The organism is Pantoea sp. CTOTU46764 (assembly GCF_031974595.1).
Classification (GTDB): domain Bacteria; phylum Pseudomonadota; class Gammaproteobacteria; order Enterobacterales; family Enterobacteriaceae; genus Pantoea; species Pantoea trifolii.
Window position 1 is genome coordinate 5433 of the sequence record NZ_DALYOQ010000041.1, and the last position, 23269, is coordinate 28701.

The window sequence follows — 23269 nt, forward strand, 5'->3', positions numbered from 1 at the left end:
CGCACGCTACCGATCGATCTGGTGATGCACGCGCCAGAGCGATTCAGTTCGTTAGTGCTAGCGGCGCTGCTTAGTCAAATCAACAGCTTCGCGCCTTTCCGACTGACGTTGCGTTGCCACATTTTTGAAGAGATCTCGCCTGAAGATATGCAGCGTGAGCTGCGCCGCTGTGGCAATGACAGTTATGGCGTGTTGCTCAAAGCAAGCGATCACCCTTTGCTCAAGAATACGATTGCGGAGCTGGCGGCCCTCAACGTGCCGGTGGTAACGCTCGTTACTGATTTACCGTCAAGCGAGCGCATCAGCTATGTCGGCATGGATAATGAAGGTGCCGGTCGAACGGCGGCCTGGCTGATGTCGCGGTGGCTGCCTGCTGCAGTGCAAACGGTCGCCGTTGTGATCAGCAGCACGGGCTTCCGCGGGGAAGAGCAGCGCATGGAGGGCTTCATTCAGGCGTTGAGTCAGCGAGCGCCGTATTTGAAGATTAAAGCTGTCAGTGAAGGTTACGGTATCGATTCACTCACTTTTACCCAGATGTGCACAGCGCTGGAACAGGATCCCTCGATCCAATCTATTTACAGCGTGGGGGGTGGAAATGGTGCCATTTTGCAGGCTTTTTCAGCGATGCACCGCGAGGTAAACGTTTTCATTGGCCATGATCTGGATGAAGAAAATCGCCGGCTACTCGCTGCTGAAGAGATGGATGCGGTGATTGACCATGATCTTCATGAAGATGCGCGATCGGCGTTTAAAGCAATCCTGCGTTTTCAAGGCTTTTTGCCCGAAGCCGAAGATGAAACGGCATCATCACGCGTTCTTGTCGTCACGCCGTTCAATATTTGAGGCACTAGCGATGGCTAAGTGGCAATATCGACGCCAAACCGCTATTGCTCTGAGGATTTTGATATGACCACCTTTCACAAACTCAATGCCATCAGCCTGCGTGGCCAGCCTATCTCAATGGCCGATTTCACCGGCAAGCTGGTTCTGGTGGTTAACACCGCCAGCCATTGTGGATTCACGCCACAATATGCCGGTCTCGAAGCACTTTACAAAAAGCACGCCGCTCAGGGGCTGGTGATCCTGGGGTTCCCCTGTAACCAGTTCGGTAAGCAGGAACCCGGCAGCGCCGATGATATCGCGCAGACCTGCCAAATTAACTACGGTGTGAGCTTTCCGATGTTTGAGAAAGTTGAGGTCAACGGCGCCGCAACGCATCCGGTTTTTCGCTATCTAAAAGACGAATTGCCCGGCGTGCTGGGAGGGCGCATCAAGTGGAACTTCACTAAGTTTCTCATCGGACGTGATGGCAAACCGCTCAAGCGTTTTGCGCCAATCACCACTCCGGAGAAAATGGAAGCCGCAATCCTTGCTGTACTAGAAAGCTAATAGTGATTCCGTCTCTCGACGTCCGAAATGTGCGAGCTATCACAATTAACAACATTTCTTTTTAAGCACTGAGCCTGTTTCTACCTTAAACATCCCCTGCATGTCACGGTTTGTGACATGATAAACGTCATAAATGACATGCCAGGATGTTTAAATATATGTTTGACGCAAGAAAGTTATCCACTCTAAACGCCCTCGAAAGCTGCGTGCACAATTATATTATCAAAAACATTAATGCCGTTATTTATATGACGATAAGGGAGCTTGCCGATAATTCGGGTGTGTCTACCGCAACGGTTCTGCGATTCTGTAAAAAAATGGATTTCAAAGGTTACTCAGAACTCAAAGCCAGTATGAAGTTACACCTGAACAGAAATAGCACATTACTTATTCCTCATGGCGCTGAGGAAATATTAACCTTTTTTAAAAGCATCAGAAACGATGAGTTTGATGAGATGATTAAGCAGGCAGCAGAGTATATTCGTGATGCAGAACGGGTGTTCTTTGCCGGCGCTGGCAGCTCTGGCACGCTTGGCAGGTATGGCGCCCGTTTCTTCTCTAACATGGGCAAGTTCAGCAATCACATTGACGATCCCTATTACCCGGTGAGCTCGGACATGGTGCAGAGTTCAGTGGCTATCGTGCTTTCTGTCTCTGGCGAAACACCTGAAATAGTGAAGCTTGCCAGACAATTTGTTATTCACCATTGCAAAGTGATTGCGATAACCTGTAATCCTGATTCAACCCTGGCAAAACTCGCTGACTTTATTGTTCCCTATCATGTGTCCCGCATTTTAATTGATAACGAATACGATATTACCACGCAGGTTCCGGTTATTTTTATTCTTGAATCAATAGGCAGAAAACTGGTGGTGAATAATGTCAGTGAGATGTCACGTGGTGTGACATTTTTGTAATTGTCGACCGGTTATAACATATTGTGACTTCGTGACATTGCCGAAGCGATTTTCTAACATTGCCGCGATGAGTTCGCCTCTGACGGACTGAATTCCCTCTGGCAATGGAAGAAAACCATGGCAATAAATTATACGGATTCTGCGAAAGAGATCTTAAAGCTGATAGGTAGCGATAATAACGTGATAAGTGTCACGCATTGCGCCACACGTCTGAGGTTTGTGCTTAAAGATTATGCTCTGGTCGAGGTTGAATCACTCAAGCGGGTGAAAGGGGTGATTACCGCGATGCAGGCCAGCGGCCAGATGCAGGTGGTTATCGGCAATCACGTCGGTGATGCTTACCGCGAAGTGCAAAATCTACTCAATATCGATGAAAGTGTTGCGGTAACACCGCCTAATGTCGGTATTGTTAGCCGCGTTATGGATATCATCTCCAGCATCTTTGCGCCTTTCCTCTATCCGCTGGCAGCCTGCGGTGTGCTGCAGGGCATCATTTCGCTGCTGACCGCCATCGGCTGGATGGATCCGGCAAGCGGCACCTATCGCATTCTTAATTTTGTTTCGTGGACCGGCTTTACCTTCCTGCCCGTCATGGTGGCTTTTACCGCCGCAAAAAAATTCAACGTGAATCCGTTTACAGCGGTAATCGCCGCCTGTGCGTTGGTGTCGCCGGACTACCTGAATATGCTGACGGCCAACAAAATACTCACCGCCAACTCTGCCGATCCGGCGGTGCAGGCTTTGATGCAGAGCGCGGTTGAAAATCCGGCTATTTCAAAGGTGCTGGTGGAGATTGCTGGCATTCCGCTGGATGCTGCGCCACTGACCTTTATGGGCTTGCCGGTTCAGTATCTGAGTTACACCTCGTCGGTGATCCCGATTATTTTGATGGTTTGGGGCATGTCGTATGTTCAGCGCTTCTTTGAGCGCCTGCTGCCGATGGTGATACGCAACCTGTTCACGCCGATGTTCTGCCTCGCCATTATGGTTCCTCTCACGCTGCTGGCATTTGGTCCGGTCGGTAACATGATTGGTGGCGCTATCGGTGGCGTCTATAACACGCTCTATCACCTCAGTCCTTCTGTTGCCGGATTTGTGGTCGGTGCCTTGTGGATGCCGCTGGTTACATTAGGCGTGCATTGGGGCATTACGCCCGTAACCGTCGGCAACTATGCAACCTTGGGCTACGACACCTTTACCGGATTACAAGCCTCTGCGGTATTTGGCATGGCGGGTGCGGTGCTTGGCGTCTATCTGAAGGCAAAAGATGCTGAGCTTAAGCGCATGGCGCTCTCTGCAGGTGTGACGGCGCTGTTCGGCATCACTGAACCCGCCATTTACGGTGTGGCATTACGCCTCAAAAGGCCAATGATCTGTGGCTGCCTCGCGGGTGCTGCTGGCGGCATGATTGCCGGTGCATTCAACGCGGTATCATGGAGTTACTGCATTCCAGGTATTGCCGTCCTGCCGGTGTTCTTTAAAGAAGGGCACATGACACAGTTCCTTGGCTTCCTGATATCCATTTTCGTTGCATTCGTTTTGGGCATGGTCTTCTCCTGGCTAGCGGGATTCAAAGAAGACAGCCAGCCTGACGTCCGCCCTGTGCCGCAGCCTGGCACCATCTGATCAAGAGATACTTATTATGAATAATCAATTCCCAGAAAATTTCATGTGGGGCGGCGCGGTTGCCGCTCACCAGGTTGAAGGTGCGTGGGATAAAGGCGGAAAAGGCCCGAGCATTGTCGATGTGCTGACCAGCGGGGCGCACGGCGTTGATCGCGTTATCACCTCGGGCATTCAGGATGACTGCTTTTATGCCAATCACGAGGCATCCGACTTTTACCATCGTTATCCTGAAGACATCGCGCTGCTGGCCGAAATGGGCTTCCGCTGCTTCCGCACCTCAATTGCATGGTCGCGTATTTTTCCGCGCGGCGATGAAGCTTTACCGAACCAAGAGGGGCTGCGTTTTTACGATGCATTATTTGATGAGCTGTTGAAATACGGGATTGAACCCGTTATTACGCTGTCCCATTTTGAAATGCCCAATTTCCTGGTCACCGAATATGGCGGCTGGAAAAGTAGAAAGGTTTTGGACTTCTTTGTTCGCTTCAGCGCGGTAGTTATTGAACGCTTCCAGCACAAAGTAAAATACTGGATGACCTTCAATGAAATTAATAATCAGCGCAACTGGAAAACCCCGCTTTTCGGTTATTGCTGTTCCGGTGTTATTTTCACCCACGAGCCTAATCCTGAAGAGTGCATGTATCAGGTTCTGCATCATCAATTTGTTGCCAGTGCTCAAGTGGTGAAGTTAGGACACGACATTAATCCTGAACTGAAAATTGGCTGCATGATCGCCATGGTGCCGCTGTATCCGTTTTCCTGTCACCCAGATGATGTGATGTATGCCCAGGAAGCGATGAGGGAACGATTCCTTTTTAGTGATGTTCACATGCGCGGCCATTATCCGTCTTATATCCTCAATGAATGGCAGCGTAAGGGATACCATATTGCGATGGAGACTGATGATGCGCAGATTCTGCGCGAAGGATGTACCGATTACATCGGGCTAAGCTATTACATGAGTAATGCGGTCAGTAAAGAAAATGCCGGCAGCGGGACCGCACTTTCAGGATTCGAAGGAAGCGTGCCGAATCCACACGTTAAAGCTTCCGATTGGGGCTGGCAGATCGATCCGGTCGGCCTGCGTTATGTGCTGAATATTCTTTATGAGCGTTACGAAAAGCCGCTTTTCGTGGTTGAAAACGGTTTTGGTGCCATCGACAAATTGGATGAAAAGGGCGAGGTCAATGACGACTACCGCATCGACTATCTGCGCGCGCATATTGAACAGATGAAGAAAGCCGTCACCGAAGATGGTGTCGATCTTATGGGATATACTCCTTGGGGATGTATTGACTGTGTATCCTTTACCACTGGCCAATACAGCAAGCGTTATGGCTTTATCTACGTAAATAAAAACGATGATGGTAGCGGAGATTTTGCCCGCTCGAAGAAGAAGAGTTTTGACTGGTATCGCCGGGTCATCGCCAGCAACGGCGAAGAACTCTAACAAAATTAGGTGCGACAAGGATGTCGCACCTACAAAATTTTTAAGGCTTCTCTTTCTCTTCTTCAGCCGGAATCAGCGGTTCATCAATGGCGATGGATGAATTAGATTTCAGCAGCTGAATATCCAGAATCACGTAGGTCATAGTGGTAATGAATAACGAAATCACGCTGCCAATCACGCCGCTGGTGGTGAAGGTGAAATAGTTATACATCACCACCCAGGTCACACAAATAAACAGCGCCAGCGCAACGTTAATTGCCGACTGCGAATAATCGGTGGTGCGTGATCCCATTTCATTAATTTGCCGAATGAAATTCGCGCCGCTGTATTTCTCCAGCACAAAAATTCCCTGTTCCCAATTACGCAAACGACGTGCGCCGCTGCGGGTGAGAAATACGTAGAGCAGCGAGACAAATAAACCGGAGAAGGCGATCAGTACCGGCACCGCTTCCAGCGCATAAGCGAGGCTTTTATGGCTGGATGCCTGCGGCGTGAGATCCAAAGTTAATGACGCACCCAGCGCGGCATATAAAAACACAAACAGCAGCAGAAACAGCGCGTTGCGTCGCCAGTCGAGATCGGCTTCGTGATCCTTCTGCTGACGTGCGCTGTGCAGCGCCTGCTGTAATAACGTGGCAGTGGTGGATGCGGTGTCAATACTCTCAATCTCTTCACCCAACAAGCGGTGTATAAACGGCTGATCGGCCGGTTCAATGGTAATGCGCATAGATTTCTCGGTGACGTAACGATCAAAGGCGTCAGTGTAACGTAAATCGTCTGGCTCGCGCAGAATCTGCGAGTAAGCGCGCAATTTTCCATCTATGTTTCGGCTCGCATTGCACATTATTTGTACAATTAATGGGCGGTTATTACTGACCGCGTAAATCACGACGGAGTAACGAGCTATGTCGTATGTTGATGGTTTTGTCGTAGCGGTGCCGGAAGCCAATAAGGAGGATTATCGCGCCATGGCGGCCAAAGCCGCGCCGCTGTTTAAAGAGTTTGGCGCCACGCGTATCGTCGAGTGCTGGGCAGACGATGTGCCTGAAGGCACGCAGACCGATTTCTATCGCGCGGTAAAAGCCGAAGAGGGCGAAACGGTGGTTTTCAGCTGGATCGAATATCCCTCGCGAGAAGCGCGTGACGCCGCCAATGCCAAAATGATGTCCGATCCGCGCATGAAAGAGATGGGCGAGAATATGCCGTTCGACGGTAAACGCATGATTTATGGCGGATTCGCGATTTTGCTGGAGGAGTAGTTGAGCGCTAAGGCGTTGAGATGGTCGCCATGAATGGCGACCCTACGACTTGGCGCTCTATCTCCGTCCGATATCATTTATGATCTTCAAAATCTGAACTGACCCTTAAGCGATTGGCGCTCGCAGATTATTCGGGTAACGTGGAATGCTTAACTTTGTTACCTACAAATAATTACCGCACGCTAAGTTGCAGGAGAGTCAGTCCATGGCCGTAAATTCAAACATCGTCGGCATTGTCAGCGATGAGTTCACCAATCCCAATACCGTAAAACTGCTCAATGAAGTTACGCGCCAGCTGAATGCACGCGGCTTGATTACGCTGCTGCTCAATGCCAATTCCCGTGAAAGTTATCAAAGCGCGCTTCATAACGCCGCGCAACTTCCTGTCAGCGCTTTAGTGTTTCTGACCTCGCTGTTTAGCGATGAGTTGAGTGTGGCAGCCGATATCCTGCCGCAGGCCAAAACCGTCCATCTCAGCCACAGCGCCAGCGCGGATGCCAACGTCGTGATTGCCGATGGTTATGACGCAGGTGCAGAGATGGGATTGTTGCTGCTGTCGCAAGGTCATCAACGGTTCGGCTTTATGCACAGCCAGCAAAACAGCGCGACTGCGCGCCAGCTGGATGGTTTTGTCGCCAGCCTGCAAGCAGAACAGAAAGAACTGAAAATCGAGCTCTCTGCCGGTGGCAACGATCGCGAGCTGGCTTATCAGGCGATGATGGCGTATTTGAAGAAAACGCGTGCTGCCGAGCGCATCAATGCGCTGTTCTGCGAAAGCGATGTGTTGGCGTTTGGTGCGTTACAAGCGGTGCGTGACTTCGCACAAGGTGCTCATGTTGCGGTGGTGGGTTTTGATGATGTCGATGAAGCGCGCGCGTCAACCTGGCATCTCACCAGTTGGGCGCAGCGTCGTGATTTGCTGGTGGCTGAAGCGTTGAATCGTTTATTGGAGAACCGCGCCGATACCAGTAACGCCTTGCAGCAGGGCGAGTTACAGGTGCGCCATTCGCATCACGGCAAGCCTGTGCCGGGCGAAATGTCGCAGTGCGGCTGTGCGATTCGGCATTGATAGCAAGAACCAGCGGTGCGCATTGCTGCGCACCAAATTTCTATTTACACCGCAAATGAATATTCGACACACGCTGACAGCTGCACAAAGGGCCCAGCCAAGGTTTGATTATGGTGCGCAATAATCTGCTCAGCGCTCAGCACGCCGTTATCCACCGAAGTATGTCCATCCTCAATCAGCACAACGCGAAAACCTAAATCTGCGGCAGCACGACAAGTGGTATCCACGCAGTATTCACTCTTCATTCCAACAATCACTAACTCTTGAATATCGGCACTTTTCAGGGCTGACAGTAATTCAGTTTCGCGGAAACAGTTGGGATAGCGCTTCACAAATACCCGATCGTGCGATGCATCCATCTGCAGTTCAGGAATCAATTGAGTCAGCGGACCGCTTTCGGCGAAGGGCGATCCATCCGGTCCGGTGTGGCGAGCGAAGAAAACCGGCGCATGCGCTTGATGGGCTAACGCGATCAGCTGATTGATATTGGCTAAAACAGATTCCGCCGCATAGGGCGCTGGCGTAGCGTGAAATAACCCATTCTGCATATCAATGACTAACAAGGCTTTATGTTGTGGCTGCATGGTGTGTCTCCTTTCTGCATGCTATGAACGGAGACCATTCCCCGTCCAGTGATTGACGGGGCTGAGGATGCTGGAGCTTATCTCTTCGCTACAGATGCACACACGCCGCCGCCATATGCGGTGGTGGTAGTGGTTTCTGTGATTAACGCGTTGAAGATAGACATAAAAGTTCGCCAGAATGTGGTGTGAGCGTTGAATCTAACAGAGTGCCAGAAGAAAACAAGGGTGAAGTGTTAACAGCTATGAAACCAAAAGGCGAACGCGGGTTAACCGGCGTTCGCCCAATGTTTAATGCTTAGTGCCATTACCTGAACCGTCACGATTGCGGAAAATATGCGTCACGTTGTCGGTATTTTTGATCGCCACTCCGCTCGACTGCGGTGTTTCAATATGATTCATCACTTCCGACATCGCGCGACTTAGTGCTTGCTGGCGCGGTGGATCGCGCTCAATCGACGCCATCCCACGCAATTTATCCAGCAACGCGCGAGGTGAAAGCGGGCCGGATTTTTTCAGCAACTGTAAAATTGCATCGCCCATGATGATGTCGGTGAGCCGTTCTTCATCACTTCTGTACATAGATTCTCTCTGGTTACCGCGGCAGACCTGCGGCAAATAACAAAGTGGATTCAGTCTTAACCGGGCGCGAATGAGGCGGAAACCACTTGGTTAATTCTCAGGACAGCAGCGCCTGGTTTAGGATTCTCGTTCTACAGAAAACATCAGTCCAATTAACTGCTGATAGTGAATTTCTGCTTCAGTACCGCGCGCTTGTTCCATACGACACAGCAACTTAGTACACAGGGTTTTACGGCTTAGCGTCCGTCCTGAACGTAAGATTTCAACCACAATCTGCCCCAGCGTTTCCTGCTGCGAAGGCAAAGAGGCTTCTTTGAAGTAGCGCGCAATAGCTTCCGACGCCGTGGAAAAGTTACGATCCTGACGCATGGTTCCATCCTTAAGGTTGACGTATAACTTTAGCCAACAAACTTATACAAGTTTAATTGATATGTACAGGAATATGGCGAATCAGCTACGCAGCAATTTGGCCAAAAGTGCTAAGTTATTGTTAACAATAACTTAAGGAAAGGGTAGGCAATGCTGAGTGTATTCCGCGCAATACTCGTCACTTAAGCGTCTTTAGGTCGCCATGAATGGCGACCCTACAAAGGCTTGGCGCGTTTTTTGTAGGGTGCACATTCATGCGCACCTTCATACCAACGTTTTGATTCCATCAGCCATCCGTCGATCGCGTCAGCGTTTCCCAGCAATCTATCTCTGCGCTTAATGATTCAATCTTCCGCCGTACCAACCCCAAAGCATCACTGCCCAGCAACAGATGCGCCGGGGGATTGCTGCTTTCGATCACCTCCAGCATCGCGCTGGCGGCTTTGAGCGGATCGCCCAACTGCTTGCCGCTCTTCTCCTCACGCGCCTGGCGAATCGGGTCGAACAGCGCGTCATAGTCGGCGATGCTGCGTGCGCTACGCACCATCGAACGACCGGCCCAATCGGTGCGAAACGATCCCGGAGCAACGGCGGTCACGTGGATGTTGAAGGGCGCCAGCTCTTTGTTCAGAGTTTCCGAAATCCCTTCCAGCGCAAACTTGCTGCCGCAGTAATAGCTGATGCCGGGCATGGTGATAAAACCGCCCATCGAGGTGATGTTGATAATGTGGCCCTGACGGCGCTGGCGCATAAAGGGCAGCAAGGCTTTTATCATCGCCACCGCGCCAAACACGTTGACATCAAACTGACGGCGCATTTCTTCAAGTGATGACTCTTCCATCACCCCTTCATGACCGTAACCGGCGTTATTTACCAATACATCAATCGGGCCAACCTGGGATTCAACATCGTCAATCACCGCATCAATGGCGGCGTAATGGGTGACATCCAACTCATAGGCGAAAGCATTTTCCGCATGCAAACCTTCAAACTCAGCCTTTGCCGCAGCATTGCGCACCGTACCGACCACGCGATAGCCACGACTAAGCGCAACTTGTGCCAGTGAGCGCCCAAATCCGCTGCTGACGCCAGTAATGAATAATGTTTTAGCCCTGGACATTTGCGGGTTCTCCTCAAAAAGTAGAGGATGCATAATAATCTGACGATTAAACGGCAATAAGACCTTATCTTGTATATTCCTTGCCTAATCTTATGAAGGTGATATTGCGCGATGAAAGAAACGCTCCAGCAGCAAACGGTAGAACTGCTTAAAACGCTAGCGCCGCAGAAAGGTTACAACCTTACTGCGCTGCCGGACGTGCGCATCCTGCGTTCCGATCGGCCGCTGGCGCGCACGCCGGTGCTGTACGATCCGGGCATCGTGATTGTGTGTCAGGGATCGAAGCGTGGTTTCTTTGGCGATCAAGTCTATCTGTACGATGAGCAACATTATTTGGCGGTTTCGGTGCCGGTGCCTTTTACCATGGAAACAGCGGCGTCAGCGGAATATCCGCTGCTGGCGATTTATCTGCATCTCGACTTCACTGTTGCGACTGAATTGCTGTTGCAGCTGGAGCAGCAGGACGTGACGTTTGAGAGCCAGGCAGCGCAGAGCATGATGTCGAGTCTGATGGATCAGACGCTGCGCGAGACGGTATGGCGCTTTCTCACCACGCTAAATCATCCGCTGGACGCAAAGATGCTTGGCCCCGCGCTGGTACGTGAACTCTATTATCGCGTGCTGACCGGTGCGCAGGGCAGCGCGATGCGAGCGGCGCTCACCTTGCAAGGGCAATTTGGCAAAGTGGGCAAAGCGCTGAGCCATATTCACGCGCACTATGCACAGCCGCTAACGCTCGGACAACTGGCAGCGTTGGCGGGCATGAGCGTGCCCACATTTCACACCCATTTCAAAAGCATCACCAATCAGCCGCCGATGCAGTATGTGAAGTCGGTACGATTGCATCAGGCGCGCATGCTGATGGTGCGTCAGGAGATAACTGCAGCAGCGGCCAGCCATGCGGTGGGCTATGAAAGCGCTTCGCAGTTTAATCGCGAGTTCAAACGTCTGTTTGGTTTGCCGCCAGCAGAAGAGATAAAACGCATGCAGCGTAACTTTGCCGTGCCGCCGGCGCACGAGCCATCGCGATTCGTTTCCTCACATTAATGCCAGTCTATGCTATAAATGATAACCATTATCATTTTTGGCGTGAGGCACAGGATGCAGTCAGAACAGGAAAATGCGTTAAGCGCGGATTGTTGTATCGTTGGCGGCGGTCCGGCGGGATTGATGCTGGGCTATTTACTGGCGCGCGCGGGTTTACGCGCCGTGGTAATCGAGAAGCATCCCGACTTCCTGCGCGATTTTCGCGGCGACACCATTCATCCTTCAACGCTGGAGATCATGCGCCAGCTTGGCTTACTGGATGAGCTGCTGACCTTACCGCATCAACGCGCGGAGAAGCTGCAAGCGGAAGTGGCTGGTGAAGAGATCACTATGGCCGATTTCTCACGTTTGCCGGTTCAGTGCCGCTTTATCGCCTTTATGCCGCAGTGGGATTTTCTCAACTTTCTTGCTAAAAAAGCTGCTGAATTTCCGGGGTTTACTCTGCTGCAATCCACCGCATTTGATGACTTTATTTATGAGGATGGCGCAATCAGTGGCGTTAAAACGTTACAGGGTAACGAGCGTCACATTATTCGTACTTCATTAGTGATAGGCGCAGATGGCCGCAATTCGCAGGTCAAAGCTAAAGCCGGATTAACCGGTCAAAGCTTTGGTGCGCCACGCGATGTATTGTGGTTTAGGCTGGAGAAACATCCTGACGATCCGCAGCTGGGTATGGGACATAAAGGGCCTAAGCAGAACTTCATTGTCATCGATCGCGGTGATTACTGGCAGTGCGGTTACACCATCCAGAAAAATCAGTTCGACGAGTTAAAACTGGCGGGTTTGGACGCGCTGAAAAGCACCATGGCGCAGGTGGCACCCTTCAGCGCAGAGCGCATGGCGGAAGTCGATGAGTGGGACAAACTCAAGCTATTGTCAATTCGCATCGACCGCCTTGATCACTGGATGAAACCCGGCGTGCTCTGTATCGGCGATGCTGCGCATGCGATGTCGCCGATTGGCGGGGTTGGGGTTAACCTGGCGATTCAGGATGCGGTGGCCGCAGCCAATTTGCTGACCAAACCGCTGCAGCAGGGGAATGTTGCCTTACAGGATCTGCAAAAAGTGCAGCGGCGCCGCCAGTTTCCAACGGTCGCCACCCAGTTCCTGCAAATCAAAATGAGCAGCAACAAACGCAAACGCACCACACCGAGCAAAGTGCCACAGATGATCAGCCGCTTTCCGTTCCTGCGCCACCTGTTTGGTCGCTTAATTGGCCTCGGATTCCGCACCGAAAAGCCGCGTTATTTATAACCGGCAAAAAAAAGCCCGCTAAGCGCGGGCCAGGTAAACGTTACCAATCTGAAATTCTCGTAGCAACGCATTGCTGTGTGTTGCGTCGCTATAATAGCAACATAACGCAGGTTGTGCAGGAAATGATCAGCGAGAAAATTTTGTGCTAAGGATAAGCATTACGCTTGCTGCACGCGCGTTGACCACCAGCACATTAGCGATCCGACGCTAACCATCGCGGTGCCTTGCCAGAAAGCGATGGTCAGATGCGAGCGCAATATAAAGACGGCGAGAAGCGATGAGATGATCGGAATGAAGTAGGACGCGGCGGCCAAAATGGTGACGTTGCCATGCAGAATGCCAACATTCCATGCAGCATAGCCAAAGCCCATCGCCATCGCAGCCAGCGCCAGACTGATGCAAACCCCAACGGATAACACAAAAGGCGGTTGTGGCGAGAGCAAAAACTTTAGCCACAGCGTCAGTGCGGTCAGGATAAAGAACAGCGTTATGCCATTGCTGCCGTTAGCCATTTTTTTGGTTACCACACAATACACCGCCCAGATAACCGCGCCGCTTAAGGCCAGGCCGTAACTCAACGGATTATCCATCACGTTTTGGGCGATCTCGCTGAATGAAAAACCCTGATCGCCGCCCAAAACGCGACAAATGCCCGCAACCGCCAGCAACACACCCGGAATAATAAGCGGATGAGCTTGTTGCCGATTCACTATCACCGCTAAAACGATGGTCAAACTTGGCCACAGATAATTGACCATGCCGACTTCAATCGCCTGGCGTCCGCTGTGGGTAAAGCCTAGTGAAAGCGACAGGCAGAGTTCATAACAGACGAACAGTACGCTGCCGATAATCAAATAGCGGCGCGGAAAAGAGCGCAGTTTTGGCAAGCCAACGGTGAAAATCAGCAAAACCGCGCTGGCACTGTAGATCAGCGCCGCACCGCCCACCGGGCCAAATCCTTCGCTGACAGTTTTAATCAGTCCTACAATCGCGCTCCACAGCAGAATGGCCATTAAACCAATCAGCGTCGCCTTCTTTTGGGGCATGACCCGCAACCTTATTTCGCAAATTCGGGCCAAAATCCTATCAAATCAAACGCACTTTGTATTTGCTGGATTACCTGCGGTCTTTCGAGAGGTCGCCATGAATGGCGACCCTACATGGGATTTGAGCAGTTTTTCGTAGGGGCGCCATTCATGGCGACCTCACTCACGGAAACATCCCTTACCACTTCATCTCGCCGGTATTCACTTTGGCGCTCAGATCCAACGAACTCTCCTCCGGCAGATGCGGATAAGCCGCTTTCATGGTCTCGATCACCTGCGCTGAACCTTTATGCTGCTGTAACGCTTTCTCAAAGGTTTGCAGGTAGTTCAAGGTAAAGGTAATTGCCGCATCACCCGCCGGGCGCTCGCCGAGATAATGGCCCGGAATCACCTGTTTAGGTTGCAGTTTTTGCATCTCGCTTAGCACATTACGCCACTGCTGACGAACAGCAGGCGTTTGTGTATCGGCGGTCCAGACGTGAATGCCGGAAGCCACACCGGTGCCGCCGAGAATCGCTTTGTTGGCCGGGATCCACACGTAGGCGGCGTAATCATTGGCGTGACGCAGTTCCAGCGTTTCACCGTCGACTTTAAAGCTGGTGGCATGCGTAACCTGCGGAACATACAGCTGTTTTGGTGCGCCGTCCTTCATCTGCGGGCCCCAATACGCCAGCTTGGCGGCTTTGGTCGCTTCAATGTGTTTCACCACGTCCGACGTCGCCACAATCTTCACCTGCGGGAACGCTTTTACAATCGGTTCCAGACCAAAATAGAAGTCAGGATCGCCGGAGGTGATAACAATCTGCGTCAGCTTTTTACCGCTGGCTTTAATCATCTGCACCAGTTTTTCACCGTCTTTGGTGCTGAATTGCGCATCAAACAGTATCGCTTCATGCGGACCGGAAACCAGCGTGGAAGAGACCGGGAAAATGCCATTCTCCTGCGGGTTATACACTTCTAGATTGAGTGGTGCAGCGAAGGCAGGCAGGGTGGCAAAGGCCAATGCCAGTGTCAGCGTTTTCATTTTCATCGAATTTTCCTTTATCCGGCACCTCGCCGTATTTGTGGCTCTATTGTAGGGAAATCGCTGGCTGGTAGAATTCCCGAAACTGGATATGATCAGTTTCATAAAACGATCAGATGGAGCCAACATGGACAGAGTCACGGCGGCAACAGTGTTTAACCGCATTTGCGAACTGGGCAGCTTAAGTGCTGCGGCGCGTGCACTGGATATTTCGCGGCCAATGGTCAGCCGCTATCTGGATGAAATGGAGAAGTGGGCTGGCGCGCGTTTACTGCACCGATCATCGCGCAAGCTAACCATCACGCCCGCTGGCGAGAAGATCCTCGAAAAATCGCGCGCGCTAGCCAGATTGGCTGAAGAGATTGCCGATCAGGGCGCGGATAGCGAGCCGCACGGCACGTTGCGCGTCGCCTGTGCGCACTCCACCGCCACGCATATTTTGGGGCCAATGATCCCGGCATTCCTGGCGCGTTTCCCGGCGGTGCGCATCGAGCTGGAGATCAACAATCAGCCGGTGAGTTTGATCGGCGAGCGCATTGATGTCGCGGTGCGCATCACTGACGATCCCGAACCTGGCGCCATCGCCCGACGTTTAGGTGAATGTGTTTCGGTGGTGTGTGCATCGCCGGACTATCTGCAGGTGCATGGTTCGCCGCAATCGCCAGCCGATCTTGCGCAGCATAACTGCCTGCATTACAGCCGTTTCGCCGGGCAGAGCTGGCAATTTTCAGATGCGCAGGGCGAAACGATCTCTGCAGCGGTGCACGGCAATTTCAGCGCCGGCATCTCGTCGGTTCTATGTGATGCGGCGATTGCCGGTTGTGGAGTGGCGATGGTGCCGGAGATGGAAGCGCGCAACGCCATCAACAACGGACATTTGCAAACCGTACTGCCGGCTTATCAGCCCAAAACGCTGGCGATCTATGGTCTTTACATGTCGCGTGAACGGCAGCCGGCAGCGCTGCGGGCGTTTTTAAATGCGGTGCAGCAGCAGTTAAGCGCCTGAACGTTCGACATGCATGTGGGCTCGAAGGAATGACCAAATAATCAGTGTGTTAAGCAAATAATTCTGGCTACGAAAAGCCGATTTTCAGCCTGAAATCGCCAAATGAGTGGTGAAAATTTGCTCAATGATGGCCGATGTAAAATGACGGCACCTGACCGGTGACGCGACGAAACATAGTGGAGAAAGCGGAGCTGCTGTCATAGCCGAGCGAGAGCGACACCTCGTTTACCGATTTGCCCGCTACCAGCCACGCCAGCGCCGTCACCACGCAGGCGCGCTGTCGCCAGGCCGAGAAAGACAAGCCGGTTTGCTGTAAGAAATGGCGGCGGAAGGTGCTGGGGCTCATAAACATCGCGCTGGCCCAGTTATCGGCGGCATCATGAATGGTTGGCGCCAGTAAGAATTCCTGACATTGCGCCAACAGCGCCGGATGCTGCGGCAGCGGAATATCGAATTCCCGTGCAGGCATCGCCGCAAGCTCCAATAGCAGCAACTGCACCAGCGATCGATCGCGATCGGATGCATATAACAGCGGTAAATCAACGGCTTCAATCAACAGTTGTCGCAACAGCGGTGAGACGCTGATGACGCTACAGCGATCGCGCAATGCTGCCGCGCAAATGGGCTCGATATACAGGCTGCGCGTCGAGACGCCGACAAACTTCACGCTGTGCACAGTGTTCGGCGGAATCCACACCGCATGCTGTGGCGGTACCACCCATTCGCCCGCCTGCGTTGCGACGTGCATTAAACCCGTCGCACCATACAGCAGCTGCGCGCGGCGATGGCGATGCTCTGGCAGTACAAATCCCTGCGCGTAGTCATTGCCCAGCGCCACCACGTCACGATCAATATAGTCGTATTCATCAATGTGACTATTTCGCATCCCCGACATCCACCGCAAATTGACTGATTTGCAAGGGTAAATGAGCGCTGCGCAAATGGGAAGCGGGCTGCTTGCTGCGTAAGCTGCATCACTCTTTTCATGATGCAGAGAAAGGCGATGAACGAGCTGTTAATTATTGGGTTGGCGGGATTTGCGACCGGCATCACCACGGTGTTGTTTAGTTTTGGCGGCGGTTTTGTGGTGGTGCCGTTTGTCTATCAATTGCTGTTGCAGCAGCTGCTACTGGCGTCGCAGGCGATGCATATCGCGGTGGCAACCTCGACCGCCGTGATGATTTTCAACGCCGGTTGGGCCAGCTATCAAAACTGGCGAGCGGGCAAATTGCATGATGTCCCTTTGTTGCCGCTAATCTGGTTTATCGCGCTCGGTGCGGTGATCGGATCGTGGCTGGCGGGTGTGATGAGCGACATGTGGGTGCGCAGGCTGTTTATGCTTTACATGGTGGTGACTATCGCTGATTGCCTGCTGCGGAAAGGCTTCTTTAGCCGCACTGCACCGCGAATGTTGACGCGGCTGACCGTCAGCGCGGGCGGCACAATGATTGGCGTGATCGCCGCCATGCTCGGCGTTGGTGGCAGCGTAATGACCGTGCCGCTGCTGCGTCGTCATGGTTATGCCATGCGCGATTGCGTCAGCGCGGCTAATCCGCTGTCGCTGCCGGTCGCCGTTTTTGGCGCGATAACTTACGCCATCAGCGGCTGGCAGCAGATTCCTGCCAGCGGTTATCTCGGCTTTATCAGCCTGAAAATTTTACTGCTGCTGGTGGTCGCCGGTTTTATCGGGATGGTGTTTGCCCGCCGCTGTATTCCGGCGGTGCCCGATGTCTGGCATGCGCGTACCTATGTTCTGCTGTTGTCCCTGGTATTGTTGGCTATCGCTGTGTAAACCGGCTCATCGTTAAGCCAATTTTAAGCTTCGCCACGTACAGTGCCCTCATTGTTACAACCATCAGTAAACGAAGTCAGAATTAGAGGGCGATCGCCGAACTCCTGCAGATTGCCCGCGTCTACAGAGCGTACTGAGCTTTGAGTTAAGCGCTGGAGTGTTCATGTGTTGCGATTACTGTTTCTGCTGATGGGTGGGCCGGCACTCAGATCCGGCTGGCCGTATCTCGCCGCGTTAGGTGTGATTTGTCTGGGAGCCAGTGCCGGGATCGTGATGGATCTGCTGCAACATGGAACGGTCTCCTTTCCCTTGCAGCTTTTAGGCATGTTTTTGGCATTAGAGGGCGGAGCGGAAGCGCTGAATGCGTTTTACGCACCTGCTGGTATCGCCTGGCCGTCACTGCTGAAATCAACGGTATTGCTGATCTTTGGCGCGCTGGTGTTTCTCGCTCCTCACGACAGCGGCGCTTGCCTTTCACTGGCATTCGCCACGGTATTTTTACTCGATGGCGGATTTCGCGTCATCTCATGTTGCCTGATGCGCTGCCGGCGATGGACGCGCAAATTAACGCTCGGCTGTAGCGAACTGCTGTTCAGCGTGCTGATTGCCAACAACTGGCCGCTATCACCGCATGTGATTGTGCCGCTGTGTTTTGCGCTGTTGCTGTTGGGTTGGGGCATAAATCTGTTGGTGATGACGGCACAAATCCACGCCTTGCCCGCCAACACCAGCGTCACCGCATTGCCAATGTTTACGCGTGCCGGTCTGCGTGCGCCGCACGGATTAGGCTATGTGCATCCGCCGATGAGTCAGCATGCGGTGAGCACGCCACTTAACGTCTACATCTGGACGCCGGTGGGTTCCGGCGATGTGGCAGGTCGTCGTCCGTGGTTTGATCGCTGGGTGGCAGCGATTGACCATCGCGGCGAAGTCTCTACCGGCCATACTTCGCTGGAGATGGGCGAAGAGATTTACATCAGCCTCTATCCTGCGGATGACGTTTCTCGCGATTTTCGTGGCTTCCTGAAAACGTTGCGGGCGAAAGAGGAGTTTGATGTAGAAGGGTGTTTCCTGCCTTCACTGGAGAAAGAGATCAAAGCGTGGTGTCGGCCCGACAAACGCCTGACGCTGCCTCACTACAATCAGCAGGCGCTGCGTAATTTCTGGCTCAGCAACGCCAGCGACACGCGCTATAACCTGACCTCACGTAACTGTTCCACCAGCGTGATTCAGGCGCTGGATGTCGCCACTGAAGGTTTGCTGGGCGAGCGCGGTTTGCAGGGTTTATGGGTACTGTTTAATCCTGACTTCTGGCTGTTGAGCCTGGTGCGCAGTCGCGCCGAAGGCATGACCTGGACGCCGGGATTGGTGATGGATTATTGCCTGCTGCTGCGCCAGGTTTTGGCACCGGCACAGCGCTTGAGTCGCTATAAAAGGGCGGCGAGTTGGCTACAGCAGCAGCTTGGTTATAAGCGTTCGGCTACCGATCCGTAAACGATATAAAACCGTGCTGCTGCAGAATTGTTTGCGCCGCAGCGGATAAGAGAAATGCCGCGAAAGGCTGCGCGGCATTGAGGTCGCTAAGCGCAAATCATCCCGGCACAGCAACGATAGCCAATCATCCGCTTGCGTGACAATGTCACGCTTTATGGTCAGGCAAAGCGTATTAGCGGCAAACAATCCTGCTTCTGCTGCGCGTCCCGACTGCAACAGCGCTTCAGGATGCTGTCGATTGGCGGAAGCAAACAAGTCGCACGGTTCACCGGCCTCAATGCGCTGGCGCAGCAGGCCCGCCGGAGCGAAATCGGTGTTGACTTTGAGGCCGGAAAGCACGCTAAATGCCGCCACCAAATCCGGCCGCACCGCGCGTAAACTACCGGCGGCCAGAATCTTCAGCATGGTCATGATAGTGCGTCCGGTAGAAGCGCTGATACCAGCGGTCGGCTTGTTGTTGCATATCGATGTCGCGGAATTTTTCCGGGTAGAGCTTTTTCGCCATCCACAGTTCGCCGAGCCCAATCGCTTCAGGCATCGGATAGCCCCAGGCTTTGGCGTATTCCGGCATCAGCCACACCCGATGATTTTTCACCGCGTCAATGGTTTGCCAGCGCGCATCCTGCTGGATCGCCTGCACCACGTTGGGATAGCGATCCTGCACGAATATCACCTGCGGATTCCACGCCACAACCTGTTCCATGCTGACCTGTTTGAAACCTTGCACCGTCGCAGCCGCCACATTGAATGCGCCCGCATGCGCCATCATCAAGCCGGTGTACTTTCCAGAGCCGTAAGTGGTGAGGTCGGGATTCGCCATATAAGCGCGCACGCGTTGCTGTTCTGGCAGATTCTTCAAACGATCGCTGACGATTTTGCGTCCGGCAAAGGCGGCATCAATCAATTCCTGCGCCTGTGTTGGCTTGTTAACCACATTGCCAATCAGCGTGATGCCTTCCTTAATGCCGAGATCGTAAGCCTGATCTTCATTCTGCATGCTGGGATTCATTTTGCCTTGCTGACCGGCGTCATCGTGACGCAGTGAAATCGCCAGCACCGGAATGCCTAAGGCAGTAATCTGGTCGATCATCTCTTTCGGCGCATAGTTGGTGACAAACACCACCTGCGGATGCAGCGCCACCAGCTTTTCCAAATCGACATGCGTCAAATCGCCGAGCATCGCTTTGTGCGTCAGTTCTGGCACCAATTGCGCATAACCCTCACCTAATTGTTGTTTCCAGTTCGCCAAAATCCCGACGATTTTATCGGTGGCGTTGAGCTGCACCAGCAGGTTCAGGGTCTGATGCTGCAGCACCACAACGCGATCAATCTTGTCTGGAATCTCCACCTGACGGCCAATTTGATCGGTGACGACGCGGCTGGCATAGCTGTGCAGGGAGGTAAACGTGAGAAACCCCGCGAGAATAATCCGCTTAAAAGAGATGGGCATAAAGGCTCCTGAATTCGATATGCACCGGAGTATATAGCGATTGTGTGGGACGGGATATGATTGTTTAATGTGGCACCCACATCAGATAAAGGATGCTGAAATGAATAATGTTTACCTGATTCTCGCTATTTCAATCGTGGCGGAAACACTTGCAACAACCATGATGAAAGCCTCGCAAGGATTTACGCGGTGGGTTCCGAGCGTCGTGGTGGTGGTGGGCTATGCAATCTCATTTTATGGCCTTTCGCAGGTGGTTAAGCAGATGAATGTCGGCATCGCTTATTCTATCTGGGCCGGAATGGGCATCTTCCTTGTCTCCGTAATGTCGTACTTCTTCTATGGCCAGAAGCTGGATTGGCCAGCGATTGTCGGGCTGATGTTAATCGGTCTTGGCATTGTGGTGATTCAGTTTTTCTCCAAAACCATTCTGCATTAATCGAGTAACAACAGGGAAGCGCAGGCTTCCCTGCTGGCGTTAAGGGATAATCCGAGCTGCGCGTAATTGCGTAAACAGCGTAAAGAACATCTCATCCGTTGCCTGATAACCGCTAAAACCCGCGCGCCGTAATTTGCTGCCGTCTCCAAACATGTCGTAATCCCAGCCATAGACAAAATCGGCAAATTGCCCATCATTCAGCTGCAAGATATCCGGCTCGATCAGCTGATTTTGTTCAGCGATGTTTTGCCATCGGTCGCGGTAATCCTGGAAAAGCTGATGAAACGACAGATTTACCGCTGGCGCGCATTCCAGTTCAAACCAGCGGGCAATCGCCGGCCATAACTCGCTCCAGCGCCACAAATCGCCGTTGTTGACGTTGAATGCCTGATTGTGGGCGCCAGGCGCATTGGCCGCCCACAGCGTGGCCTGCGCCAGCAATCCGCCATCGGTGTGATCGACCATGCTGTGCCAGGCGAGTGAAGAACCGGGAAAACGTAGCGGCAAGCCCTGAGATTTACACAGCGAGGCATAGAGCGCGATGCTCAGCGCCAGGTTCATGGCATTACCGGGCACCGCGCTGCCGACCACGCCGGGACGCAAGGCATGCCAGTGCCAGCTTTTACCGCGCTGAAAGTCACTGAGCCAGCGCAGCTGTTCCGCATTGAATTCGGCTCCTGCCACGCCGGGATCGCTTTCACGCGCGGGCGTTTTGAACGGCCCCAAATGTGCGCCATACACTTTGTATCCCTGCATCAAACTGACGCTGCGCAGTGGCGCGACCTTATCGATGTTAACCACCAGATTGCGCAGCATCGTCACGTTAGGCTCGACCATCTCGCGCCAGCTTTCGGCATTCTGCCACGCGCTGTAGAAGATATGCGTCACCTGATTGAGTGGGGCCAGTGCCTGTGCGCTCTGTTGCGCATCCAGCAGATCAACATGGATGAAAGGGATATCGTGCGTTGAGGCTACTGGCTGGCGCGTCAGGCCGATCACCTGCCAATCCTGCTCACGCAGTGCGGTGACCAGCTGACTGCCAACAATCCCGGTTGCGCCTGCCACCAATGCAACGTTATGTGTTTGCGACATGATGATTCTCCTGTGAACAAATACAGCGGTAGTGTTATCTATTATTTTTATTGCTGATATCCCATAATTCAGATGTCACTTATCAGAAAAATCATTAAATGAATAACAAACTCAATGCTATCAACACCTTCATGCGCGTGGCGGAAGCCGGATCCTTTTCGGCGGCGGCACGCCTGTGCGGCATGAAACAATCCGCCGTGAGCCAGCAAATCGCCGCGCTGGAGGAGGAACTCGGCATCGTGTTGCTGCACCGCACCACACGCGCCATGAAATTAACCGAGCAGGGCGAGCGTTATTTACAGCAGATGCAGCCGCTGCTTGCCGCCATGCAGGAAGTGGAGAGCCAGTTGCGTCCGGCGCAGCAAGCGCTGCAAGGCAGCGTGCATATCCAGTTACCCAGCGGATTAGGCCAGCGGTTTCTGCCGCATTTGCTGGCGCTGCAACGCGCGAACCCTGAGCTGCATCTGACCATCGCGCTCGACGATCGTGTGGCTGAACTGGTGAGTGAAGGCGTGGATATCGCGTTGCGCCTGAGTGAAACGCCGCCTGAGATGTTTCCGGCGCGCTTACTGGCGCGTATTGAAACACCGCTGTTTGCTGCGCCTGAGCGGGTACGCGCAACACCGATCACCACGCTGGCAGAGTTGGCGGCGCATCCGCATGTCCGCTTCAGCGGCATCGATAAAGAGGCGCCGCTGCGCCTGATATCCCATCAGGACAGCGTGGCGCTGGCGGTGAATACCGTGTTTCGTGCCAACAGCAGCGAAGGGTTATTGCAGGCGCTGCAGGCGAATATCGGCGTCGGCGGCATGCAATTACCGCTGGTGCACGAAGCGTTGCAATCAGGATCGCTGGTGCGCATCTTGCCGCAATATCGCCTGCCAGACCGTTTTCTCTACGCGGTGTTTCCCGATGCGCGCTTCATCCCGCTGCGCGTAAGACGCGTGGTTGAGGTGCTCGAACAGGTTCTGGTGGATTTAATCCCTGCGGCTGATTAAGCCGTTCTCCATCGTGGCGCATGGCTGCGCCATTTTCGTGCTTCTTGTATCCACATTTGTATTGTAAAGAAACATAAGTATTCGATCTTGTATCCAAGAGCGTATCCCATCTGGCCTGGCGGCCTGCACCCTCATTTCTGGCGTTTTTTGGCACGCAAACTGCAACGTTCCCGATAAGTCATAAATCGGGAGTATTCGCATGTTTGATGCACTGTTGGATGAGGATGCCACCACGCTGGCGGCGTTAATCCGGAGCGGCGACGTC

24 protein-coding genes and 1 pseudogene are annotated in these 23269 nt (G+C 53.0%); 14 read left to right on the forward strand and 11 right to left on the reverse strand.

What is annotated here, in order from left to right:
• The 5 genes from RTM06_RS14275 to RTM06_RS14295 all read left to right on the forward strand — a co-directional run.
• Nucleotides 1-843: substrate-binding domain-containing protein (locus RTM06_RS14275; protein WP_312182993.1), on the forward strand; the 843-nt coding region annotated here is incomplete at its 5' end.
• Between the two features lie 63 nt (nt 844-906).
• A complete protein-coding gene (locus tag RTM06_RS14280) occupies nt 907-1389 on the forward strand; it encodes a glutathione peroxidase (RefSeq protein WP_312182995.1) in 483 nt (160 codons plus the stop codon).
• A gap of 158 nt (nt 1390-1547) precedes the next feature.
• On the forward strand, nt 1548-2306 hold the full coding sequence (locus RTM06_RS14285) for a MurR/RpiR family transcriptional regulator (RefSeq protein ID WP_293793606.1): 759 nt from the start codon (nt 1548-1550) through the stop codon (nt 2304-2306).
• A 117-nt stretch (nt 2307-2423) separates the two neighbouring features.
• Complete coding sequence (locus RTM06_RS14290; RefSeq protein WP_312182997.1) at nt 2424-3932, forward strand: PTS transporter subunit EIIC; 1509 nt, start codon at nt 2424-2426, stop codon at nt 3930-3932.
• A 16-nt stretch (nt 3933-3948) separates the two neighbouring features.
• Nucleotides 3949-5382 (forward strand): 6-phospho-beta-glucosidase, encoded by a 1434-nt coding sequence (locus RTM06_RS14295; RefSeq protein WP_409455803.1) that lies wholly within the window; start codon nt 3949-3951, stop codon nt 5380-5382.
• A gap of 40 nt (nt 5383-5422) precedes the next feature.
• On the opposite strand, the gene RTM06_RS14300 is transcribed toward RTM06_RS14295, so the two are convergent.
• Nucleotides 5423-6109 carry a hypothetical protein gene (locus RTM06_RS14300; RefSeq protein WP_409455804.1) on the reverse strand — a complete coding sequence of 229 codons (687 nt, stop codon included), beginning with the start codon at nt 6107-6109 and terminating at the stop codon, nt 5423-5425.
• A 178-nt stretch (nt 6110-6287) separates the two neighbouring features.
• Between RTM06_RS14300 and RTM06_RS14305 the strand changes: the two genes are divergently transcribed.
• Together RTM06_RS14305 and RTM06_RS14310 are read left to right on the forward strand one after the other, a co-directional pair.
• Nucleotides 6288-6641, forward strand: a complete 354-nt coding sequence (locus RTM06_RS14305) for a DUF1428 domain-containing protein (protein ID WP_256698625.1) — start codon at nt 6288-6290, stop codon at nt 6639-6641.
• 205 nt (nt 6642-6846) lie between these two features.
• Nucleotides 6847-7710, forward strand: a complete 864-nt coding sequence (locus RTM06_RS14310; protein WP_312183002.1) for a substrate-binding domain-containing protein — start codon at nt 6847-6849, stop codon at nt 7708-7710.
• Nucleotides 7711-7754: 44 nt separating this feature from the next.
• Here RTM06_RS14310 and RTM06_RS14315 read toward each other — a convergent pair whose 3' ends face one another.
• The 4 genes from RTM06_RS14315 to RTM06_RS14330 all read right to left on the reverse strand — a co-directional run bounded on the left by RTM06_RS14315 (nt 7755) and on the right by RTM06_RS14330 (nt 10362).
• Nucleotides 7755-8294, reverse strand: a complete 540-nt coding sequence (locus RTM06_RS14315) for a cysteine hydrolase family protein (RefSeq protein WP_312183004.1) — start codon at nt 8292-8294, stop codon at nt 7755-7757.
• A 288-nt stretch (nt 8295-8582) separates the two neighbouring features.
• Nucleotides 8583-8873: a hypothetical protein gene (locus tag RTM06_RS14320; protein WP_008102070.1), complete on the reverse strand. Its 291-nt coding sequence runs from the start codon at nt 8871-8873 to the stop codon at nt 8583-8585.
• Nucleotides 8874-8990: 117 nt separating this feature from the next.
• Nucleotides 8991-9242, reverse strand: coding sequence for a regulatory protein YcgZ (gene ycgZ / locus RTM06_RS14325; protein WP_008102068.1), 252 nt, complete (start codon nt 9240-9242; stop codon nt 8991-8993).
• A gap of 286 nt (nt 9243-9528) precedes the next feature.
• Complete coding sequence (locus tag RTM06_RS14330) at nt 9529-10362, reverse strand: oxidoreductase (RefSeq protein WP_312183006.1); 834 nt, start codon at nt 10360-10362, stop codon at nt 9529-9531.
• A gap of 111 nt (nt 10363-10473) precedes the next feature.
• Between RTM06_RS14330 and RTM06_RS14335 the strand changes: the two genes are divergently transcribed.
• Together RTM06_RS14335 and RTM06_RS14340 are read left to right on the forward strand one after the other, a co-directional pair.
• The gene (locus RTM06_RS14335; RefSeq protein ID WP_312183008.1) at nt 10474-11409 is read left to right on the forward strand and encodes an AraC family transcriptional regulator; all 936 of its coding nucleotides are present in this window, start codon (nt 10474-10476) and stop codon (nt 11407-11409) included.
• Between the two features lie 54 nt (nt 11410-11463).
• Complete coding sequence (locus RTM06_RS14340; RefSeq protein WP_312183010.1) at nt 11464-12666, forward strand: FAD-dependent oxidoreductase; 1203 nt, start codon at nt 11464-11466, stop codon at nt 12664-12666.
• 158 nt (nt 12667-12824) lie between these two features.
• On the opposite strand, the gene yddG is transcribed toward RTM06_RS14340, so the two are convergent.
• Both yddG and RTM06_RS14350 read right to left on the reverse strand, forming a co-directional pair.
• Nucleotides 12825-13712 carry an aromatic amino acid DMT transporter YddG gene (gene yddG, locus RTM06_RS14345; protein ID WP_312183012.1) on the reverse strand — a complete coding sequence of 296 codons (888 nt, stop codon included), beginning with the start codon at nt 13710-13712 and terminating at the stop codon, nt 12825-12827.
• A gap of 178 nt (nt 13713-13890) precedes the next feature.
• On the reverse strand, nt 13891-14742 hold the full coding sequence (locus tag RTM06_RS14350; protein WP_256698634.1) for a Vmh family MBL fold metallo-hydrolase: 852 nt from the start codon (nt 14740-14742) through the stop codon (nt 13891-13893).
• A 121-nt stretch (nt 14743-14863) separates the two neighbouring features.
• Here RTM06_RS14350 and RTM06_RS14355 point away from each other — a divergent pair, with 121 nt between their 5' ends.
• Complete coding sequence (locus RTM06_RS14355; protein ID WP_312183014.1) at nt 14864-15742, forward strand: LysR family transcriptional regulator; 879 nt, start codon at nt 14864-14866, stop codon at nt 15740-15742.
• A gap of 121 nt (nt 15743-15863) precedes the next feature.
• Here RTM06_RS14355 and RTM06_RS14360 read toward each other — a convergent pair whose 3' ends face one another.
• Nucleotides 15864-16628 carry a helix-turn-helix transcriptional regulator gene (locus tag RTM06_RS14360; protein WP_312183016.1) on the reverse strand — a complete coding sequence of 255 codons (765 nt, stop codon included), beginning with the start codon at nt 16626-16628 and terminating at the stop codon, nt 15864-15866.
• Between the two features lie 117 nt (nt 16629-16745).
• Here RTM06_RS14360 and RTM06_RS14365 point away from each other — a divergent pair, with 117 nt between their 5' ends.
• On the forward strand, nt 16746-17534 hold the full coding sequence (locus RTM06_RS14365) for a sulfite exporter TauE/SafE family protein (protein WP_312183018.1): 789 nt from the start codon (nt 16746-16748) through the stop codon (nt 17532-17534).
• A 165-nt stretch (nt 17535-17699) separates the two neighbouring features.
• On the forward strand, nt 17700-19028 hold the full coding sequence (locus tag RTM06_RS14370; protein WP_312183020.1) for a hypothetical protein: 1329 nt from the start codon (nt 17700-17702) through the stop codon (nt 19026-19028).
• Between the two features lie 72 nt (nt 19029-19100).
• On the opposite strand, the pseudogene RTM06_RS14375 reads toward RTM06_RS14370, so the two are convergent.
• Together RTM06_RS14375 and RTM06_RS14380 are read right to left on the reverse strand one after the other, a co-directional pair.
• Nucleotides 19101-19439: pseudogene (locus tag RTM06_RS14375) on the reverse strand (substrate-binding domain-containing protein); the annotation flags it as partial.
• Nucleotides 19408-20478: an ABC transporter substrate-binding protein gene (locus RTM06_RS14380; protein ID WP_312183024.1), complete on the reverse strand. Its 1071-nt coding sequence runs from the start codon at nt 20476-20478 to the stop codon at nt 19408-19410. The pseudogene RTM06_RS14375 and the gene RTM06_RS14380, both read right to left, overlap by 32 nt.
• Nucleotides 20479-20578: 100 nt before the next feature.
• Between RTM06_RS14380 and RTM06_RS14385 the strand changes: the two genes are divergently transcribed.
• Nucleotides 20579-20914 (forward strand): SMR family transporter, encoded by a 336-nt coding sequence (locus RTM06_RS14385; RefSeq protein ID WP_312183026.1) that lies wholly within the window; start codon nt 20579-20581, stop codon nt 20912-20914.
• A 39-nt stretch (nt 20915-20953) separates the two neighbouring features.
• Here the strand turns inward: RTM06_RS14385 and RTM06_RS14390 are convergent, their stop codons facing one another.
• Nucleotides 20954-22006 carry an SDR family oxidoreductase gene (locus RTM06_RS14390; protein ID WP_312183028.1) on the reverse strand — a complete coding sequence of 351 codons (1053 nt, stop codon included), beginning with the start codon at nt 22004-22006 and terminating at the stop codon, nt 20954-20956.
• A gap of 98 nt (nt 22007-22104) precedes the next feature.
• Here RTM06_RS14390 and RTM06_RS14395 point away from each other — a divergent pair, with 98 nt between their 5' ends.
• The gene (locus tag RTM06_RS14395) at nt 22105-23004 is read left to right on the forward strand and encodes a LysR family transcriptional regulator (protein ID WP_312183030.1); all 900 of its coding nucleotides are present in this window, start codon (nt 22105-22107) and stop codon (nt 23002-23004) included.
• The last annotated feature ends 265 nt before the right edge of the window (nt 23005-23269 follow it).

Excerpts from the sequence above, each read along its gene's own strand:
- RTM06_RS14310 (WP_312183002.1), top strand. The coding sequence starts at position 6,847 with ATGGCCGTAAATTCAAACATCGTCGGCATTGTCAGCGATGAGTTCACC.
- RTM06_RS14290 (WP_312182997.1), top strand. The coding sequence starts at position 2,424 with ATGGCAATAAATTATACGGATTCTGCGAAAGAGATCTTAAAGCTGATA.
- RTM06_RS14340 (WP_312183010.1), top strand. The coding sequence starts at position 11,464 with ATGCAGTCAGAACAGGAAAATGCGTTAAGCGCGGATTGTTGTATCGTT.
- RTM06_RS14350 (WP_256698634.1), bottom strand. The coding sequence starts at position 14,742 with ATGAAAATGAAAACGCTGACACTGGCATTGGCCTTTGCCACCCTGCCT.
- RTM06_RS14385 (WP_312183026.1), top strand. The coding sequence starts at position 20,579 with ATGAATAATGTTTACCTGATTCTCGCTATTTCAATCGTGGCGGAAACA.
- ycgZ (WP_008102068.1), bottom strand. The coding sequence starts at position 9,242 with ATGCGTCAGGATCGTAACTTTTCCACGGCGTCGGAAGCTATTGCGCGC.
- RTM06_RS14315 (WP_312183004.1), bottom strand. The coding sequence starts at position 8,294 with ATGCAGCCACAACATAAAGCCTTGTTAGTCATTGATATGCAGAATGGG.
- RTM06_RS14300 (WP_409455804.1), bottom strand. The coding sequence starts at position 6,109 with ATGCGCATTACCATTGAACCGGCCGATCAGCCGTTTATACACCGCTTG.
- RTM06_RS14360 (WP_312183016.1), bottom strand. The coding sequence starts at position 16,628 with ATGCGAAATAGTCACATTGATGAATACGACTATATTGATCGTGACGTG.
- RTM06_RS14380 (WP_312183024.1), bottom strand. The coding sequence starts at position 20,478 with ATGCCCATCTCTTTTAAGCGGATTATTCTCGCGGGGTTTCTCACGTTT.
- RTM06_RS14295 (WP_409455803.1), top strand. The coding sequence starts at position 3,949 with ATGAATAATCAATTCCCAGAAAATTTCATGTGGGGCGGCGCGGTTGCC.
- RTM06_RS14285 (WP_293793606.1), top strand. The coding sequence starts at position 1,548 with ATGTTTGACGCAAGAAAGTTATCCACTCTAAACGCCCTCGAAAGCTGC.
- RTM06_RS14365 (WP_312183018.1), top strand. The coding sequence starts at position 16,746 with ATGAACGAGCTGTTAATTATTGGGTTGGCGGGATTTGCGACCGGCATC.
- RTM06_RS14335 (WP_312183008.1), top strand. The coding sequence starts at position 10,474 with ATGAAAGAAACGCTCCAGCAGCAAACGGTAGAACTGCTTAAAACGCTA.
- RTM06_RS14330 (WP_312183006.1), bottom strand. The coding sequence starts at position 10,362 with ATGTCCAGGGCTAAAACATTATTCATTACTGGCGTCAGCAGCGGATTT.
- RTM06_RS14390 (WP_312183028.1), bottom strand. The coding sequence starts at position 22,006 with ATGTCGCAAACACATAACGTTGCATTGGTGGCAGGCGCAACCGGGATT.
- yddG (WP_312183012.1), bottom strand. The coding sequence starts at position 13,712 with ATGCCCCAAAAGAAGGCGACGCTGATTGGTTTAATGGCCATTCTGCTG.
- RTM06_RS14355 (WP_312183014.1), top strand. The coding sequence starts at position 14,864 with ATGGACAGAGTCACGGCGGCAACAGTGTTTAACCGCATTTGCGAACTG.
- RTM06_RS14280 (WP_312182995.1), top strand. The coding sequence starts at position 907 with ATGACCACCTTTCACAAACTCAATGCCATCAGCCTGCGTGGCCAGCCT.
- RTM06_RS14320 (WP_008102070.1), bottom strand. The coding sequence starts at position 8,873 with ATGTACAGAAGTGATGAAGAACGGCTCACCGACATCATCATGGGCGAT.
- RTM06_RS14395 (WP_312183030.1), top strand. The coding sequence starts at position 22,105 with ATGAATAACAAACTCAATGCTATCAACACCTTCATGCGCGTGGCGGAA.
- RTM06_RS14305 (WP_256698625.1), top strand. The coding sequence starts at position 6,288 with ATGTCGTATGTTGATGGTTTTGTCGTAGCGGTGCCGGAAGCCAATAAG.